This window comes from Micromonospora coerulea, from assembly GCF_016598485.1.
In the GTDB taxonomy this organism is placed as follows: Bacteria; Actinomycetota; Actinomycetes; order Mycobacteriales; family Micromonosporaceae; genus Micromonospora; species Micromonospora coerulea.
Genome location: NZ_JAEMUW010000085.1, coordinates 1 through 1,556, shown reverse-complemented (window position 1 = coordinate 1,556; position 1,556 = coordinate 1). Strand labels below are relative to the sequence as shown.

1 protein-coding gene is annotated in these 1,556 nt (G+C 67.7%); it reads left to right on the top strand.

Features of this window, described 5'->3' with window-relative positions; translation table 11 throughout:
* Positions 1–77: 77 nt before the first annotated feature.
* Positions 78–1,522, top strand: a protein-coding gene (locus I8N68_RS32360; RefSeq protein WP_200216905.1) for an IS3 family transposase whose coding sequence is annotated in 2 segments (ribosomal slippage) — positions 78–447 and positions 447–1,522 — 1,446 coding nt in all. Because the reading frame shifts where the segments join, the coding sequence is not laid out codon by codon here.
* The last annotated feature ends 34 nt before the right edge of the window (positions 1,523–1,556 follow it).

Below are 1,556 nucleotides of genomic sequence, written 5' to 3'. Positions count from 1 at the left end.
CCCTGGGTGTCAGGGTTGGGTGAGTCCAGTGGTTCAGAGCAAGTAGCCCTCCCGGGGCGAGGATGGATCTTCCTTCGATGACGATTCCCAGCACAGATATGTCCGTCAGGCACGATGGGGTCATGGCGACGGAAGGACCTCGATCAGACCGGCCACGGCGGCGGTCGTTTCCTCCGGCGGAGAAGCTGCGGCTGCTCGCCGAGTACGAACAGGCCGTGGCCGACGGCGACGGCAACGGGTATCTGCGCCGTAACGGCTTGTACTCGTCGTTGATGAGTGAGTGGCGCCGCGCTCGTGATGCCGGCCTGCTCGAGGGGAAGAAGCCCGGTCAGAGCGTCGGACGCCCGAGTGGGGAGCAGGCCGAGATCGCCCGGCTGCGCCGCCAGTTGGAGCTGGCCAACCGCAAGATCGCCCGGACCGAGGCGGCGTTGGACATCATGGGAAAAGCACACGCGCTCTTGGCCGAGATCTCCGAGAGCGCGGACACCGACACCAAGCCGACCAAGCCCTGACCGACGCCCACACCCAGTTGCTCGCCGCGGCGACGTCGACCCGCAGTGCGGCCCGGTTGACCGGGATCGCCCGCAGCACCGCCCACCGACGCGCCCGCACCCCTGATGGGCGTGCGCCGGCGTCGCGGCCGGCGCCGGTGAACCGACTGTCTGACGCTGAACGCGCTCACGTTTTGGCGGTGCTCGACAGCGACCGGTTCGTCGACACCACCCCGACCGAGGCATTCGCGACGCTGCTCGACGAGGGCGTCTACCTGGCCTCGATCTCCACCCTCTACCGCATCCTGCGCACCAACGATCAGGTCGTCGACCGGCGCCGGCAGGCCCGACATCCCACCCGGGCCCGTCCGGAGCTGACCGCGACCGGGCCGGGGCAGGTGTTCACCTGGGACATCACCAAGCTCCCCGGCCCGGCCAAGGGCGTCTACTACGACGCCTACGTCATGATCGACATCTGGTCGCGATACATCGTCGGGCATCACGTCGCCGCCAGAGAAAGCGCCGAGATCGCCCACGACTTCATCTCCGAGATCATCACCCTGCACGGAGTCCCGCAGGTCGTGCACGCCGACCGCGGCACCTCCATGACCTCCACACGCGTCGCCACACTCCTGGCCGACCTGCACGTCACCCGCACGCACTCCCGACCCCGGGTCAGCAACGACAACCCGTTCTCCGAAGCCGCGTTCAAGACCGTGAAGTACCACCCCACGTTCCCCGAACGCTTCGGATCCCTGGCCCACGCCCGCGCGTTCTGCGACACGTTCTTCGCCTGGTACAACCATGAACACCACCACACCGGCATCGGGCTGCACACCCCCGCCGACGTCCACTACGGCCACGCCGCGACCCAACAGAAACAACGCGAACAGGCCCTCGACACCGCCTGGACCGCCCACCCCGAACGCTTCTCCCGCCGGCCCAGACCCAAAGCGCTGCACCTGCCCGACGCCGTCTGGATCAACCCGCCCGAACCGGCAACCGATCAACCACTACCCCAAGCGGCGTAACACCCACTGGTCCCACCGACCTTGACAAGTTCCG